Origin of the sequence: Clostridium sediminicola (assembly GCF_050402865.1) — a bacterium.
Lineage (GTDB): Bacteria > Bacillota > Clostridia > Clostridiales > Clostridiaceae > Clostridium_AF > Clostridium_AF sediminicola.
Genome location: NZ_BAABMF010000041.1, coordinates 1 through 15326, shown reverse-complemented (window position 1 = coordinate 15326; position 15326 = coordinate 1). Strand labels below are relative to the sequence as shown.

Below are 15326 nucleotides of genomic sequence, written 5' to 3'. Positions count from 1 at the left end.
TACTGCACGGGAGACTGTGTGGGAGAGTAGGACGTTGCCAGGTAACATGATTCACTAGCTCAGTCGGTAGAGCACTTGACTTTTAATCAAGTTGTCCGGGGTTCGATTCCCCGGTGGATCACCAAAAAAAAGCATCTCGTTTGAGATGCTTTTTTGGTGTAAATTTTAAATTTAAAACTTACACCTTATAACTTAATATTAAATAGTCACTTGCTTAAAGACACTTATTAATGTAAAATTAAGTAGTATTATATAATAATTTGAAAATAATCCTAATTACAATAATGGAGTGATAATATGCACCATAACTTATTAGAAATATTCGATTTATTAAGTTTTAATGAAATGCTTAAAAGTTTTTATGATTTAACTAAAATATCATATACAATTTTAGATAATAAAGGAATAACAATTTTTGCAGGTCAATGGCAAAAAATTTGTGTTGATTTTCATAGAGCAAGAAAAGAGAGTACTATATTTTGTGAAGAAGCTGAATACAAAGGAATTATAGGAAGTAAAAGTAAGTCATTAACTGTTCAAAAATGTAAGAATGGATTTTATTATATGTTTATACCTATAACCGTTAACGGAAAAAATCTTGCATATTTAGTTTTAACTCAATTTCTATTCGATGAACCTGATAAAGAGTTTTTTATAAAGCAGGCTAAAGAGTATGGCTATGATGTAGAAAAGTATTTAGAAGCTTTAGACAAAGTACCAGTTCTATCAAAGGAAGAGTTTGATAAGCATGTAAGGTACTTTGAAAGCACTATAAAAATGATTTCAAAACTTCTAGAAAAACAAATTGAACAGCAAAAAACTGAAGCTATTTTAACAGAAAAGAAAAATAAGTTGCAGCAAGAGGTTGATAATCAAACGAAAGAATTAAAGGAAGTATTAGAGTATGATATGCTTAAAACTGAATTTTTTTCAAATATATCTCATGAGCTTAGAACTCCTATTAACGTAATATACAGTGCTCTTCAGAATGTTAATTTTTTTATGAAGGAAATAAAAACTGAGAATAGGGAAGAGAAAAACAAAGTACAAAAATATATTGTTACTATGAAACAAAATTGTCATAGACTTATAAGATTGATTAATAACTTTTTAGATATAACCAAATTTGATTCGGGTTACTCAGAATTAGAACTTCAAAACTATAATATTGTTGAATGTGTTGAAAATATAACTTTATCAGTAGTTGATTATATTGAAAGCACTGGTGTTGAAATAATATTTGATACAAATGAAGAGGAAAAGATTATAGCTATTGATCCATTACAGATTGAAAGGGTAATATTGAATTTACTTTCTAATGCAATAAAATTCACAAAACCAGGAGGAAAAATAGTTGTAAACCTTTTCGTACATGAAAATAATGTGATGATATCTGTAAAAGATACGGGTGTTGGGATTCCAGAGAAAAAGCTGGATAATATTTTCGAAAGATTTGTTCAAGCTGATAAATCTTTTTCAAGAGAAAAGGAAGGTAGTGGAATAGGGCTATCATTAGTTAAGTCAATTATTGAGGGGCATGGAGGTAACATTTCAGTAAATTCTGAAGTTGGTCATGGAACAGAATTTAATATAAATTTACCGGTAAAAGTAATTTTAGAAGATGATTCTAATGAAAGAAAAATTAAAAAGAACAATCATCTACGAGATAATAATGATCATATTGAAAGAGTTAGCATCGAGTTTTCAGATATTTATTTGTAGATAGTATAAACATAGTCCACATAGTATTATTCACAGTTATGATATGTATCTTAAAATTGTGAATAATACTATGTGGATTATAAATTTAAAGAACTTTTATAAAACATATTGACAATTTAATCTGAAAATGATAATCTTTATCAGTAAGGATTTTTAATATATTTTAAATAATATGAAAATAGGGTGTGATAATTATGGTATTATCGAAAGCAAAAATTGGTCAAACATTTAATATTAAAAAAGTTGAAGGAAAAGACAAAATGAAAAAATTCCTTTTTACTTTAGGTTGCTTTGAAGGAGAAGAACTTACTCTAATTTCTAAACTTGCAGGGAATTATGTAATTAATATTAAAGATAGTAGATACGCTATTGATGAATCTATGGCTAAATCTATACAAATTGAAGCATAAGATTGAAAATTAAAGAAAAACTTATGTGCTATTATAAATAGCATTTTATTTTTAAATTTGAATGATAATGATTATCATTTACATTATAATGATTTTGTAAGGGGGAGTTGTAATGAAGATCGCATTAGCAGGGAATCCTAATTCAGGGAAAACTACATTATTTAATGCTATTACAGGTAAAACTGAGTTTGTTGGGAACTGGGCAGGTGTTACTGTTGAAAAGAAGGAAGCAAATCTGAAGAAAAAGTATAGTGTTAAAGGAGAAAATATAAGAATAGTTGACCTCCCAGGGGCATATTCTATATCTCCATTCACCAGTGAAGAGGCAATTACTAGTGATTTTGTACTGGAAGAAAATCCACATGTAATTATTAATATTGTTGATGGAGCTAATTTTAGTAGAAGTTTATTCTTTACTACTCAACTTTTAGAGTTAGGTGTTCCGATTGTTATTGCTTTAAATAAAAGCGATATCTTGTTAAGAAGAGGAGACAGAGTAGATTTAGACGCTTTAAGTAAAAATTTAAATTGTACTGTTATTCCTACTACTGCTACTTCTGAAGAAGGGTTAAAAGAATTAATTAGTGAAACTGTTAGAATTGGTACTGATAAAAAAGATCAGATTGCTCCAAGTTTAAAAGATAGAAAATCTGATGTAGCAAGACAAAAATTTGTTGATGACATTATAAAAAAATGCCAAGTTAAGAAACGTGATGCAAGTAAAGTTACTTTATCAGATAAAGTAGATAGAATTGTAGCGCATAAGTGGTTAGGGTTACCAATATTTATTGCTGTTATGTGGGCTGTGTTCTCATTTTCTATTAATGGGCTTGGAGGATATTTATCAGCATATTTTAACGATGTGTTATTTGGAGAAATAGTACCAAATGCTGCAAATGGATTCTTCGAAGGATTAGGTGTTAATCCATTATTACAAGCTCTTATCGTAGATGGTGCTATCGGTGGTGTTGGAGCTGTTGTTGGTTTCTTACCTTTGATTATGGTATTATTTTTCTGTTTATCATTGCTTGAAGATTGTGGGTATATGGCTAGAGTAGCTGTTGTAATGGATAGATTTTTCAAGAAAATTGGTTTATCTGGTAAATCAATTATACCTATGATAGTTGGTTCTGGATGTGCTATTCCAGGTGTAATGGCTACAAGAACTATTGAAGATATAAATGAGAAAAGGATGACTACAATTCTTACTCCCTTTGTACCATGTGGAGCAAAGCTCCCAATAATTGCGTTATTTGGTGCAGTATTTTTCCCAGGACAAGGTTGGGTTGGGCCTGTCATGTATGCAATAGCAATAGCTATGATTGTTATCGGTGGATTAATATTAAAGAAAATTTTTGTTTGGGAAAATACATCTCAATTTATTTTGGAATTACCAGAATATAAAGTGCCGAGCTTAAAACATGCTTTGGTTCAAATGTTTGATAAAGCAAAGGGATTTATCTATAAAGCTACAACAATTATACTCGTGTGTAATACATTAGTGTGGTTTGCTCAAGCTTATAGCTGGGGACTTAAGCCTGTAGAAGATCAAAGTTTAAGTATTCTTGCATCTATTGGAACAGTTATTTCTCCACTATTAATACCTCTTGGCTTTGTTGGCTGGCAACTTGCAGCAGCAGCTATAACAGGATTTATAGCAAAAGAAAATGTTGTTGGAACATTTGCAGTACTTCTAGCAGTAGTTTCTGAAGAAGCATTACATTTACCAGGGGGAGTTTTGACAGAGTTCTTTACTCCAGTTACGGCATTTGCTTACCTTGTATTTAATTTATTTACTCCTCCTTGTTTTGCAGCTATTGGAGCAATGAATTCAGAGATGGGTTCTAAAAAATGGTTATTCAAAGCTATTGGATTCCAATTTGGTGTAGGATATGTATTAGCTATGCTTATAACACAAATCGGTACTTTAATTATTGAAGGAAAAACAGCTACAGGATTTGTACCATCTATTTTTGTAACTGTTGCTATAATAGCATATCTAGTATTTGCTATTAAAAAAGCTGATACTAAGCGTATGGAATTAGGGGTTGAGATGTAATGTTTACAAATATAATAGTTGGAACTGTTTTTGCAGTAATTGTATTATTTGCATTTAATAAGGCTCGTAAAGATGTAAAAAATAATAAATGTGCTGGATGTAGTGGGTGTTCTAGCAAAAATAAATGTAATATAAAATAGCTGTTAATATTTAAAACTTCATAAAATAAGATTAAATACCTGAAGTCGTGAATCACGACTTCAGGTATTTATAGGAATGCTGTTTATAAAAATAGCAGTTTTTATATTTTTTTGATGTCATTGGAAAGTGAAGATATAGATTTAATATATGCAGCAAAACAATTTTCTTATGAAGTATATTCATAGTTTGGAAATAATAAAAAAATTCATGATAGTGGAATGTACATTCCAATTTCTTATTAAAAGCAGATAGCTTTATATAATAAAGCTGTAATATCAGAAGTGAACTTTCCAAGTATTCCAGGGCAATTGGATATGTCATTTATAAAATAATTAATTGAATAGCGAAGATAGCAAAAAGCCTTAGTTGATCATTTGTATGATTTACTAAGGTTTTTTCGAGATAGAAATAACGATTAACTCAAAGTTGTAGATTTTAAATAAAAAGTTGACACATAATTTAACTTTAATATTAATATTTCTTAATATTAAAGTTAAATTATGTTAAGGAAGATAAGATATACTAGAGAGTAATATATTGCAGTATCCTTAAACAGGGTATTAAACAGAAAGGAGAAAACTTTGGAATCTATTATTTCTTGTAAAAATATCACTAAAGAATTTAGTTTAGGAAAAAATATTAAAAGAATTCAAGAAAATTATAAATATACTTCAAATAGCTTTTGGCGCTGTTGCAGCAATATCTCTTTTAGTAGCTTCAATAGGTATTACTAATACTATGATTATGTCAGTTAATGAGAGAACTAAGGAAATTGGGGTTATGAAGGTTATAGGTGCAACTATTAGAGATATTAGAAACTTATTCCTATTAGAATCCGCCATTATTGGTGCTTTAGGTGGAACATTAGGCATACTTTTTACTACGATAACTGCAAAAATAATTAACTCATTTGTGTTTCCAATGTTTATGACAAGTACAAATAGTAATGAGCCTATGTTTAGTTTTAGTATTCCACTATGGCTGATTTTAATTAATATGGTGTTTACAACTTTAATTGGTATACTATCAGGATACCTTCCAGCTAGAAAAGCCATGAGATGTAGTGCACTTGAAGCAATAAAAAATGGATAATTATACATAATATAGAATTAGCTATTATACTTTTATGGGTAATAATACTTGACCTTACAATAAAATGAAACTAAAATTAAATCATCTATATATAAAGAATGATGAGGAGAGAATAATGATAAAAAAGAAAATTGGTAAAGTTTTATTGATAGTTATTGTTGTTATTTTATTACTTATGGGCATTGGTTATTATCTATATCCTTATAAAAACACGGTTGATTGGGACAAGATTGAAAATTCATTATATTATGATGTAACATTGGAAAAAGGACAGGCACTAGAAGATTTAGAATACTTGGTAAACACTATAAGTGATAGACATGTTTCAAGTGTAGATGGTTTACCAGATAAAGTATCGGAGCAGTATAAAAATGAAATTCAAAATTTATCAGAAAATCCTACTGTTTTGGATGTTTGGAGAGCCGGGAGTAGAATAGTAGGTAAATTAGGAGATGCTCATTCAAAAGTAAGTTATATTTCAGATAATTATGAAATGATAAATATCGGCGTAAAAAAGATAGATGGTAAATTTTTATGTACTACTAAAGAAAGAGAAGACGAAGAACTTATTAGCATAAATAAGGTCCCTATCCATGAGTTATATAAAAAGTTTTTATCTCAATTTTCTTACGAAAATAGTTACTGGGCGGAATATAATTTTTCACGATATTTAAGAACAAAGCGGGGTTTAAATTGGCTAGGAATTAGCGTGAATAATAGTGTCACAGTGGAATTTAAAAATGATGGAGTTACTGAAATAAAGGAACTTAAATTTAAAGAAAATACACCGTCATCTAATAATTCCATTGGTGTTTTACCTAACTTTGTTAAGTATAAGATTGATAAATATAAAAAATTGGGAATACTAAGGATAGATAGTTGTGATTTTAATGATTTTTATAAACTTGAATTAGAAAGATTTTTTAGAGAAGTGAAGGAAAATAATATAAAAAATATAGCGGTTGACTTAAGATTTAACGGAGGAGGAAACTCAAGAGTAGTAAATGAATTTGTAAGATACCTTCCTGTTGATGAGTATATGGATTTTGGATGTAAAATAAGATTAAAATCGTGGATATATAATAGTAAGGTTAGTATGAGAAAAAATAAACAATATAAGGACTTGCTATATGACGGAGATATAGATGTCCTCACTTCAAATGGAACATTTAGTTCAGCTACTTGGTTCTCAGTTTTACTAAGAGATAATGGTCTATGTAAGATTATTGGAGAGCCTTCTGGAAATATGCCTTCAGCATATGGAGATATTCTTCTATTTGAAATGCCTCATAGTAAACTAGCCTTTACTCTCACTTATAAACAATTTTCAAGACCAGATGTTAGTAAACATGAAGAAGATGTACTTATGCCAGATTATTTAGTAGAGTCAAATATGGCGATAGACGAATTTTATAAATTAAGAAGCAAGTGATATTAGAGAAGAAAGGTGATTATTCACCTTTCTCTTTTTGTCTTACTTTTCTTTTTTGATAAGAATATCATTGTAGTCGTTTAAAGCTTTGTCCAAAGTTTGGCTTGCTACAACGATTTCTTCATCAAGCAAATCTCCTTTTTCAAGTATCAAGTCATACAAAGATTTGCGCATTTCTTCAATTTTCGTTGATAATTCTTGTAATTTTGTCATAATAACCCTCCTTTCTACAGTTAAGTATAGCAGTTTTAGGGTTATTATGGTTTTTTATGCAATTATTTTGTATATTTACTGAAAGTTGATTAAATATAAATATTATTATAAATTCACGAAAAAAAGGATGCCGTCGTAAAACACGACGGCATCCTTTTTTCCTAATAACAATACTTTAATACTCTGCATAGTTAAGAGACTCATCAAGATTAAGTTCACTATAACTTGTTTGTCCATTATTTATTGCATTTTCTCTTAGGACCAAATATAGTTCTGCATATGTTGCATCAGCATATGGATTTACAAATAACACCCCTACTCCTAAAGCAAGTAACCCTAAAATATACCAACCGATAAAAGATAACTCTAAAATAAATATGTTGAATTTCTCTCCATCTGTCATTTGCATACTCAATTGTATAGCTCTACTGTGTCCTATATTAGGATTATCAGCTAAGATATAAGGGACCATCCTATATGAATAATATTTAACTATCCCAGGAATTATCAATAAAAGAGTCCATAAGAAATTGTATAAACTTCTTAAAAACATAGTAACTACAATATCGAAATATCTTCCATCTTTAAAACCAAAACCTAAATAAGCTAAGGTTACATCACCTTTTGAAGCACTTATAAAGTATTTTTGTGAATTAACTTCAAGTACATAGCCAATGAGTATTCGAAGTATTATTAGTATAATAATAATTGAAGCTAAAAAAATTAGTATTTCGTCATATAGATAAAATAATTTTCCGGGGATAGAATCACTATAATATCTGGGACCATTATCTATGTTTCTATTCCATCTAAAATTACGGCCACCAGCAAATAAAACAACTAAACTAACTAAAAATGACTTCCAATAGGTAATCTTTAAAACTTCTTTTGCCCTTGATTTTATTAATTCTCTTGTCCACATAGCATTACCTCTCCTTATTATAACTTTACTTTAAAATTATACCATATACTTATGTGGGGAGATAGGTTTCTATGCCTTACTATTAATTATAATCAAATCTTTTCTTCTATAAACACTAAGTAACAATCCTAATAAAATCATATTTGTAATGAAATTAGAGCCACCATAAGAGATAAAAGGCAAGCTAATACCTATTATAGGAAACATACCTAGATTCATTAGTATGTTTGCAAATACTTGTAGTGAAAAAACAGTTATTATTGAGGAAGCTATATACTTTCCAAAAGATGAGTGAATCTTCTTAGTAGCAAAAAACATACGTATAATTGTTACTGCGAATATAATTATCACAAATGCTCCAGCAATCCATCCGAAAGCTGATATTATATATGTAAAAGCAAAGTCTGTATTCATTTCAGGAAGAGTAAAATGATTAGAACCATTGATATTCATAAATAAGGATTCATTGTGTCCGATAAATTTTGAATGTGAGAGCAGCTTATTTAACATTAAATATTGATAGCCACTACCATTTGGGTCAGAGTTTGGATTAATAAAAGCAAGTAATCTATTCATACGGTAAGGTTCAAATGCAACTAGAAAATATAGCGGCAAAAGCACTAAAGAAATTCCACTGCCATATAAAGCTAGTAAGTAATTCTTTTTATTTCCCTTAAAATTCTTGGTTGTAAGAGCAACTGTAAACATTATAAGATAACCACAACATAGTATAATTGCATTAGCAATTGATGGTATGGCTAAAAAAGTTAAAATACCAATAAAAGCTATGCCAATTAATTTAACCATATTTTTTATAGAATCAGTGCACCATTTATTTAAAAGCCCAGCAAATGATATTAAGAATAAAGGGATAACTAATGTTGCCGGCATAATACTAAATGGTCCAATTCTTAAAAATGGTAAGCCATTTACTTTGGTTTGAGATAGTTGGCTAAAGAATAAAAAACAAATGGTGGTTATAAATATGTGTAACGAATATTTTTCGATTTTAGTGTAATCAAATAAATAACAAGAAATACAAGCTACAAGACCAATTATTACATAGGCTAAGTATGATGTAGTTGAAGTAGCAATAGTGTTAGTACTTGCTATAGATAAAAAAGTAACTGTTCCTATAAAAACATTGGCAACTATTAAAGCTAATATAGACCACTCGGTTTTAGGTTTATGTGTTTTGTTTAGTTTCTTTCCAATTTCTAAGGGGTCTCCCATTTGCTTAATTGCTTTTTGTGCAGCTTCTTCTTTATTTATACCATTTTCAATGTATTCATCTATAAGTTCATCAATATGACCCTTTAACTCATTAGTCAAGGCAGGGTGAACTTTTTTATATTTAACTTCAGTACATACATCTTGTAAAAACTTTGATATAAATTTATTCAATACAAGGACCTCCTATAACTTTATTTACTTTATCAATGTAATATTTCCATTCTTTTTGCTTTTTTTCTAAATACTTTTTTCCAGCCTTTGTTATTGTGTAGTATTTTCTTTTTCTAGTAGACTTAGTTTTTTCCCAGTAAGATTCTATCATTCCTTCACTTTCTAAAAAGTGAAGTATAGGGTAAAGAGTTCCTTCTTTCAGTGTAAAAGTATTATCTGATCGTAACTCTAATTCCTTTGTCATTTGGTATCCATACATTTCAGTAGTATTTAACAAACTAAGAACAAGCATTGTTGTACTTCCCTTAATAAGTGATTTATCAACTTGCATTTATATACCTCCTTTATCTATACATATATTATCTAGGTATATGTTATAACTATTTACAACTTTTGTCAAGTATAGAAAATTAAATTAACTAAAAAATTTACTTATAATACACATAAATCACAATGGTTACTAAATAAAATAAGAAAATGGAGATAGTGTAAAATATATGTTATAATTTAAAATATAATTTATTTAAAATTATCACCAAATTGTGGAGGTATACCATTGAAACTTAAGTCAAAAAAACAACATTTTATATTTTCTATAAGTATAGGGGTACTAATAAGCTCAACTATTTTAATTGGATTATTTTTTGCAATTGATACTATTGAAAATAAAGATATCCAGAGAGAAAGATTAGAAGTGTTGGAAAAATTTCTTAGATTTCAATCTGGCGCAGAAACTACAATTAGTGAAGGGAAAAGTTTATTACAAGGATATTTAGCATACATTGAAACAAATTCAGATATTTCAGAAGAAGATACAAATAAATATTTAAAACAATTATTATCAGAAAAAAATACACTTATTAGAAATATAGGCATTATAAAAGGAACTAAAATTATATGGAATTATCCTAGAGAAGGAAATGAGAGTGCCATTGGTGTAGATTTAGCAACTATACCTAGCCAGAAAAGTGATGTATTAAAGGTTAAAGAAACATTAAAGGACTTATTTTTTGGACCTATTGAGTTAATTCAAGGAGGTACTGGATTCATAGATAGGTTACCTATTGTAATCAATGGAGAGTATTGGGGACAGATTAGTATTGTTTTAGACGGAGATAAATATATTGAACATTTAAATGCATTAGCAAAAGAAGTAAATCTTAACGTAGCTGTTTACAATGATGAGAATTTTCCTCTAACATCTTTCTATGGAGATGAAACAATAATAGATAGAGAGGGTTTAGTTGTAGATATAAAAATTTTAAATAATAGATGGAAAGTTGTTGCAGAGCCTATAGGTGGATGGAGAGAGTATGGAAAGTTAATTTTGATTTTTAAAGTTATAGCTTTACTGATAAGTATTATTATTGGATTCTTTTTATATATGATTCTTTTTACAAGGTATCAGCTAAACTTTCAAGCCATGAATGATCAATTAACAGGGCTGAATAACAGATATGCATTAGAGTATTATTATCAAAATATTTATAAAAAAGCTCGAGATGATAGTGGATTAATAGGAATATTTTTAATAGATATTAATAGTTTTAAAGCTATTAATGATAATTATGGGCATAAAGTAGGAGATTTGGTTTTAATTGAATTTGCAAAGAAGCTAGAATCGATTCCAATAAAAGGGAAAAGAGTATTTAGGATAGGTGGAGATGAATTTTTAATTTTGGTCTCAGGGACTTTTGAATTTAAAGATTTAGAACATGCTGATAATGAGATAAGAGCAAAAGCATTATTCAGATTTAAACATGAAAATATTTATATTGAAGTTGTACCTAGCATAGGGCTTGCAGCTTATCCAACAGATGGCGACACTCTTGATAGAATTATGCATGTTGCAGATTCAAGGATGTATGAAGAAAAAAGATTGACAAAGGCAAAGAATAATAAAAGTTTATAACAAAATGTAAAAGGAAGAGAGCGGCATTTCGCTCTCTATTTTTATGGTTTATTCAATAATAGACTGTTCTAGCTTCGTTAGACACATAGAAACTCTTATTTACATGTGATAAAATATAGTAATATTTGTTCTTAAGAAATAGATATAAGAAATAGATATAAGAAATAGATATATAATATTAAAAATTACGGGCATTATTTTCCTTTATTTTCTTATATAATAAGACTTGCTAAAACATTCACAAGAGATCGGAATATAAACAGAAGGAGAGAGCTTAATATGAAAGTAGGATTATTAAGATGTAAGCAAACTGAAGATATGTGCCCGGGGTCAACTTGTTTTACAGTGTTCGACTATAAGATGTTTGAATTTGATAAATTTGACGAAGAAATCAAAGTTTTAGGTGTAAATAACTGTGGCGGTTGTCCAGGGAAAAAAACAGTCCCTAGAGCGGTTGAAATGATAAAAAGAGGTGTAGATACTATCGTTTTTGCTTCTTGTATATCAAAAGGGACACCAATTGGTTTTGCATGCCCTCATTTTGAGAAGATGAAAGAAGCAGTAAGAAATAAAGTTGGAGAAGAAATAAGAATAATTGAATATACCCATTTTTAAATATATAGCGTCAATCATTCAAGATTGACGCTATATTTATGCAACAGATTTGGACAGGTGATTGCTATTTTACTATTTTAGATTAACGACATTTCCGTTTATCCGAACCTTTTGAATATTTTCAATTTTTATTGGGGCATTTGACAGATACTTTACAGTTGATTTCCCATCTGTTTCATTTATAATAGTATGATTATAAGCTACTATGGAACCATTGTTCATGGTGATTTTTATATCAAGGTCAGATAAATTTTCATCTTTGCCTATGATATTTATTCCGATAGGTGTTATTGAAATAGTATCTATATTTACATTGTCTAAATTTACTTTACCTTCTAATTTGTTAGTTTTATCAACAGATTTAATCTTAAAGGTTGTTTGCCATTTACCCTCAGTATAGTTATTATTATTAACTAAATAAGCTTTAAGAGAATAGTTAGATACTTGAGATGAATCTATTTCAAAGATATATTCCTCAAATTTATTACCATACTTTGTAGTGCTATCTTCGTTAATTGCGAAACTAACACTACTTGGATTAATATTCTGGCTTGTGGCATTTGTAAGGTATAAGAATCCATGGTTATCAATGCTATCCTTCCACTTTATTTGCACATGTAGTCTTCCATTAACATAACCAATATTTGATATTTTCATAAAATCAATATTAGGTAAAGATATATTTATATTATCAGGTTTTAAAATATTAATAGTATCTTTCTTTCTTAATTCATCAAATAAAACTCCTCCACCAGATATATTTTCTATATTGCGTAATATAGTTTCAGGAGTTTTGGAAGCTATATCCTCAAGAATAATGCCTGTATCAACATTTTCAAAATACTCTTTTCCACTTAAAAAAGAATCTACTCTAAAAGTCACTTTTTTCCCATTTAATTTATTACCACCATTGGCCATCATTCTTATAGTAGCAGTTTTTGTTGCTTCATCGTAGTTAATAAGTTCATGGGTAAATGTGTTTGCACCTTTAATGGAATAATTGTAAAGGTCAACTGTTTCATCAATTCTATCACCCACTAAGTCTTGCATAGTTAAATAGACAATGGCTGTTTCATCATCATTCATTGCAGCTACTACTTCCATTTTGATGCCATTATTCTCACAAATCATCTCTATGGGCTGGAGATTTTGAGCAGTTTTTGAGCTAACTAAGTTTAAAAGTTTGTTAAATGCGGGTAAAGTAGCGGCCATTATTGGAACTGAAAGAATTATACATAAACAAACTGCAGCAGCAATGGTTAGTGATCTCTTTCTTACCTTTTTTGTTTTAGATGATATGTTCAATATTTTATTTTCGAGTTCTTCATTAATGGTTATTTCTAATAACCTTGAATCAATGATTTCTTTAATGTTTTTATCATTATTCATCATAAAAACCACCTTTTAAATTTACTTTTAATACTTCTCTTGCACGTTTTAATCTTACAGATACTGTGGATTCTGGCCTTTGCAAAGCTTTAGCAATTTCGCGGATTTTCATGTCTTGATAGTAGTACAAGAGTATAACTTCTTTATATTTTGGAGATAGCTTCATAACCTCCAGTAAAAGAGAATCATCCTCTATTGAGTCTTTATCTCCTGGTATATTTTCCAATACTGTTGATTCATCTATGCGTTTCCACCAAGAACTGCGCAGATAGTTTTTACAAACATTAATAGTTATTCGCATAATCCATGTTTTTTCACTTGAATTTCCTTTAAACTTTGAGTGATTTGTATATACTTTGATGAAGGTATCTTGAAGGGCATCTTCAGCTAAATGTGTGTCTTTAAGATAAAGGAAGCACATCCTTAGAACAGAGTTACCATATTCATCTAAAAGTCTTTTCATATTTGGGGTAGTATTTCCATCTGGTACCGAAATAGAAATCATTTCCTCATCCTCCTTTCAACCATTAGACACATTATAAACTGTTTTTCTTTCATAATTCTAGAAATATTTTTATTTTTTTATAGTAACTTCTAGATGATAAAATTGTTATATAAGTAATGAATTAAAAAAGAGGGTGGTGAATGTGTGAAGAATTTAGAACAGCTTTATGAAGAAATATCTATTGATATATTCAAATATATTATGAATCTAAGTGGAAATAAAGCTATTGCTGAAGACATAGTTCAAGAAACTTTTTATAAGGCATTAGAACACATGACCACTAATGAGAAAAAGAATTAAACATTTCTTGGTTTTATACTGTAAGTAGAAATTTATATTTACTTGACTTTCCTGTGCAGGGTATAGTTTATACTGAGACAAACAATTTTAACTATGAAGCTAAGTATAGTTTGTTTTAGAAAGAGGTGATAATGTGTATAAAATAGGTGAATTTTCAAAAATTACTAATCTTACAGTTAAGACATTAAGGTATTATGATGAGCAAGGTATGCTGAATCCATCTTATCGTAATAAAGAAAATGGTTATAGATTTTATGATGAAAAGGACTTTAAAAAAGCGCAGTTGATTCTTTTATTACGTAGTTTGGAATTTTCAATTGCTGAAATTAAAGATGTATTTAGTAATTATGAGAACCCTTCAGACTTATCATATTTCTTAGAGGAAAAAAAGAAAATAATTCGAGATAAAATTAGAGAAGAAAAAGCCCTATTAGAAAAAATTGATTTCTTTATAAAACCAAATGGAATGGAGGAAGGTTATATGGATTATAAAATTGGTGTTAAAACTATTGAGTCAGAAACAGTAGCGTCTATTAGATACAAAGGAAAATATAGTGATGTGGGAAAGTATATTAGTAAGATATATAAAGCAATTAAAGGAAAGTCGGAAGGTTATCCATTTAATTGTTACCATGATGGTGAATACAGAGATGAAGCAGATATTGAGGTGTGTGTACCAACTAACAAATCAATTAATCATCCTGATATAACAGTAAAAGAGTTACCACAGATAAAAGCGCTTTGGACAACGCATATTGGTGCTTATGAAAGTTTGAATGTAGCATATAAAGCTATATTTGACTATGCACAAGAACACAACATTAAATGCGCCATTCCAACAAGAGAAATATATGTAAAAGGTCCAGGGATGATATTTAAAGGAAACCCAAATAAATACGTAACAGAGATAATAATTCCAATAGAATAATTAAAAATTGTAAAAAGCACATTAGTGAAGGAGAAAGAATTAGTTTTAACTTATATTTAAAATCATCCTATGCTGGCAATTGTAAAGTCTACAGTTCCAGGAGTGTCAATATGCTTAATGTAGAGATATAGTTAATAATTAAGAGTAAAAAGAACATAATTTTAAGTAAGAGGATTGTTTGATGAAATATAGTCCTATTTAATTTGATAAGATATTCCTTGTCGCCAAGAGAAACCAAGAAAACGGTCGAAAGAAAAAATAAAAAAACTCTTGACAACAAGG

16 protein-coding genes and 1 tRNA gene are annotated in these 15326 nt (G+C 29.0%); 11 read left to right on the top strand and 6 right to left on the bottom strand.

Going from position 1 to position 15326, the window contains the following annotated elements:
- Positions 1-48 precede the first annotated feature (48 nt).
- From ACQ3F0_RS26215 to ACQ3F0_RS26185, 7 genes are all read left to right on the top strand, one after another.
- Positions 49-124, top strand: a tRNA-Lys gene (locus tag ACQ3F0_RS26215).
- A 173-nt stretch (positions 125-297) separates the two neighbouring features.
- A complete protein-coding gene (locus ACQ3F0_RS26210) occupies positions 298-1722 on the top strand; it encodes a sensor histidine kinase (protein WP_428868778.1) in 1425 nt (474 codons plus the stop codon).
- A 194-nt stretch (positions 1723-1916) separates the two neighbouring features.
- Entirely contained in the window at positions 1917-2132 is a 216-nt protein-coding gene (locus ACQ3F0_RS26205) for a FeoA family protein (protein WP_428868777.1), read from the top strand.
- A gap of 112 nt (positions 2133-2244) precedes the next feature.
- Positions 2245-4191 (top strand): ferrous iron transport protein B, encoded by a 1947-nt coding sequence (gene feoB / locus ACQ3F0_RS26200; protein WP_428868776.1) that lies wholly within the window; start codon positions 2245-2247, stop codon positions 4189-4191.
- Positions 4191-4331 (top strand): FeoB-associated Cys-rich membrane protein, encoded by a 141-nt coding sequence (locus ACQ3F0_RS26195; protein ID WP_428868775.1) that lies wholly within the window; start codon positions 4191-4193, stop codon positions 4329-4331. The genes feoB and ACQ3F0_RS26195 overlap by 1 nt, the downstream gene beginning before the upstream one ends.
- Positions 4332-5070: 739 nt before the next feature.
- Positions 5071-5424 (top strand): ABC transporter permease, encoded by a 354-nt coding sequence (locus ACQ3F0_RS26190; protein ID WP_428868774.1) that lies wholly within the window; start codon positions 5071-5073, stop codon positions 5422-5424.
- Positions 5425-5539: 115 nt separating this feature from the next.
- Positions 5540-6856 carry a S41 family peptidase gene (locus ACQ3F0_RS26185; protein ID WP_428868773.1) on the top strand — a complete coding sequence of 439 codons (1317 nt, stop codon included), beginning with the start codon at positions 5540-5542 and terminating at the stop codon, positions 6854-6856.
- A 42-nt stretch (positions 6857-6898) separates the two neighbouring features.
- Here the strand turns inward: ACQ3F0_RS26185 and ACQ3F0_RS26180 are convergent, their stop codons facing one another.
- The 4 genes from ACQ3F0_RS26180 to ACQ3F0_RS26165 all read right to left on the bottom strand — a co-directional run bounded on the left by ACQ3F0_RS26180 (position 6899) and on the right by ACQ3F0_RS26165 (position 9726).
- Entirely contained in the window at positions 6899-7069 is a 171-nt protein-coding gene (locus ACQ3F0_RS26180) for a Spo0E family sporulation regulatory protein-aspartic acid phosphatase (RefSeq protein WP_428868772.1), read from the bottom strand.
- A 175-nt stretch (positions 7070-7244) separates the two neighbouring features.
- The gene (locus tag ACQ3F0_RS26175) at positions 7245-7991 is read right to left on the bottom strand and encodes a DUF975 family protein (RefSeq protein WP_428868771.1); all 747 of its coding nucleotides are present in this window, start codon (positions 7989-7991) and stop codon (positions 7245-7247) included.
- A gap of 69 nt (positions 7992-8060) precedes the next feature.
- On the bottom strand, positions 8061-9395 hold the full coding sequence (locus ACQ3F0_RS26170; RefSeq protein WP_428868770.1) for an FtsW/RodA/SpoVE family cell cycle protein: 1335 nt from the start codon (positions 9393-9395) through the stop codon (positions 8061-8063).
- Positions 9388-9726, bottom strand: a complete 339-nt coding sequence (locus tag ACQ3F0_RS26165) for a PadR family transcriptional regulator (RefSeq protein WP_428868769.1) — start codon at positions 9724-9726, stop codon at positions 9388-9390. Before ACQ3F0_RS26165 ends, ACQ3F0_RS26170 begins: the two co-directional genes overlap by 8 nt.
- Positions 9727-9951: 225 nt before the next feature.
- Between ACQ3F0_RS26165 and ACQ3F0_RS26160 the strand changes: the two genes are divergently transcribed.
- Positions 9952-11307 carry a diguanylate cyclase domain-containing protein gene (locus tag ACQ3F0_RS26160; protein WP_428868768.1) on the top strand — a complete coding sequence of 452 codons (1356 nt, stop codon included), beginning with the start codon at positions 9952-9954 and terminating at the stop codon, positions 11305-11307.
- A gap of 279 nt (positions 11308-11586) precedes the next feature.
- Entirely contained in the window at positions 11587-11922 is a 336-nt protein-coding gene (locus ACQ3F0_RS26155; protein WP_428868767.1) for a CGGC domain-containing protein, read from the top strand.
- Positions 11923-11994: 72 nt separating this feature from the next.
- Here ACQ3F0_RS26155 and ACQ3F0_RS26150 read toward each other — a convergent pair whose 3' ends face one another.
- Both ACQ3F0_RS26150 and ACQ3F0_RS26145 read right to left on the bottom strand, forming a co-directional pair.
- Positions 11995-13314 (bottom strand): DUF4179 domain-containing protein, encoded by a 1320-nt coding sequence (locus ACQ3F0_RS26150; RefSeq protein WP_428868766.1) that lies wholly within the window; start codon positions 13312-13314, stop codon positions 11995-11997.
- Positions 13304-13816, bottom strand: coding sequence for a sigma-70 family RNA polymerase sigma factor (locus tag ACQ3F0_RS26145; RefSeq protein WP_428868765.1), 513 nt, complete (start codon positions 13814-13816; stop codon positions 13304-13306). The genes ACQ3F0_RS26150 and ACQ3F0_RS26145 overlap by 11 nt, the downstream gene beginning before the upstream one ends.
- Positions 13817-13960: 144 nt before the next feature.
- Here ACQ3F0_RS26145 and ACQ3F0_RS26140 point away from each other — a divergent pair, with 144 nt between their 5' ends.
- Together ACQ3F0_RS26140 and ACQ3F0_RS26135 are read left to right on the top strand one after the other, a co-directional pair.
- Positions 13961-14116, top strand: coding sequence for a sigma factor (locus ACQ3F0_RS26140; protein ID WP_428868764.1), 156 nt, complete (start codon positions 13961-13963; stop codon positions 14114-14116).
- A 133-nt stretch (positions 14117-14249) separates the two neighbouring features.
- Positions 14250-15044: a MerR family transcriptional regulator gene (locus ACQ3F0_RS26135; protein WP_428868763.1), complete on the top strand. Its 795-nt coding sequence runs from the start codon at positions 14250-14252 to the stop codon at positions 15042-15044.
- Positions 15045-15326: the final 282 nt, after the last annotated feature.

What these genes read in the sequence shown, in the direction of transcription:
- ACQ3F0_RS26210 (WP_428868778.1), top strand. Translation starts at nt 298, where the DNA reads ATGCACCATAACTTATTAGAAATATTCGATTTATTAAGTTTTAATGAA.
- ACQ3F0_RS26205 (WP_428868777.1), top strand. Translation starts at nt 1,917, where the DNA reads ATGGTATTATCGAAAGCAAAAATTGGTCAAACATTTAATATTAAAAAA.
- feoB (WP_428868776.1), top strand. Translation starts at nt 2,245, where the DNA reads ATGAAGATCGCATTAGCAGGGAATCCTAATTCAGGGAAAACTACATTA.
- ACQ3F0_RS26195 (WP_428868775.1), top strand. Translation starts at nt 4,191, where the DNA reads ATGTTTACAAATATAATAGTTGGAACTGTTTTTGCAGTAATTGTATTA.
- ACQ3F0_RS26190 (WP_428868774.1), top strand. Translation starts at nt 5,071, where the DNA reads ATGATTATGTCAGTTAATGAGAGAACTAAGGAAATTGGGGTTATGAAG.
- ACQ3F0_RS26185 (WP_428868773.1), top strand. Translation starts at nt 5,540, where the DNA reads ATGATAAAAAAGAAAATTGGTAAAGTTTTATTGATAGTTATTGTTGTT.
- ACQ3F0_RS26180 (WP_428868772.1), bottom strand. Translation starts at nt 7,069, where the DNA reads ATGACAAAATTACAAGAATTATCAACGAAAATTGAAGAAATGCGCAAA.
- ACQ3F0_RS26175 (WP_428868771.1), bottom strand. Translation starts at nt 7,991, where the DNA reads ATGTGGACAAGAGAATTAATAAAATCAAGGGCAAAAGAAGTTTTAAAG.
- ACQ3F0_RS26165 (WP_428868769.1), bottom strand. Translation starts at nt 9,726, where the DNA reads ATGCAAGTTGATAAATCACTTATTAAGGGAAGTACAACAATGCTTGTT.
- ACQ3F0_RS26155 (WP_428868767.1), top strand. Translation starts at nt 11,587, where the DNA reads ATGAAAGTAGGATTATTAAGATGTAAGCAAACTGAAGATATGTGCCCG.
- ACQ3F0_RS26150 (WP_428868766.1), bottom strand. Translation starts at nt 13,314, where the DNA reads ATGATGAATAATGATAAAAACATTAAAGAAATCATTGATTCAAGGTTA.
- ACQ3F0_RS26145 (WP_428868765.1), bottom strand. Translation starts at nt 13,816, where the DNA reads ATGATTTCTATTTCGGTACCAGATGGAAATACTACCCCAAATATGAAA.